Below are 510 nucleotides of genomic sequence, written 5' to 3' on the forward strand. Positions count from 1 at the left end.
CAGGACGTCGCGGCGGTGTGCCGGGAGCTCGGGGTGTCCGAGCAGACGTACTACCGGTGGCGGAACCAGTACGGCGGCCTCAAGGCCGACGACGCAAAGCGCCTGAAGGAGCTGGAGAAGCAGAACGCGACCCTGAAGCGTCTGCTCGCGGAAGCGGAGCTGGAGAAGGCCGCGCTCAAGGAGCTGGCTGAGGGAAACTTCTAAGCCCGGACAGGCGCCGCGCCGCCGTCGATCACCTCAAGCGCAAGTTGCGGGTGAGCGAACGGATGGCGTGCCGTCTGGTCGGGCTGAGCCGCTCCGCGTACCGGCGACCGCTCAAGGGCGACACGGTCGCGGACCCGGATCGGGCGCTCAGGGAGTGGCTGCGCGCCTGGGCGAAGGACCATCCCCGCTACGGGTATCGGCGGGCGTATCACGACGCCCGCGCCGAGGGGTGGGTGGTGAACCACAAGAAGATCCAACGCCTGTGGCGTGACGAAGGGCTCCGGGTCCCGCAGCGGCGTCGACGCA

The 510-nt window shown here is 69.4% G+C and carries 1 pseudogene; it reads left to right on the forward strand.

Annotation, left to right across the window (positions count from 1 at the left end):
- Positions 1-510 (forward strand): annotated as a pseudogene (locus MF605_RS11930) (transposase); the annotation flags it as partial.

The organism is Micrococcus luteus (genome assembly GCF_022664405.1).
GTDB lineage: Bacteria > Actinomycetota > Actinomycetes > Actinomycetales > Micrococcaceae > Micrococcus > Micrococcus luteus.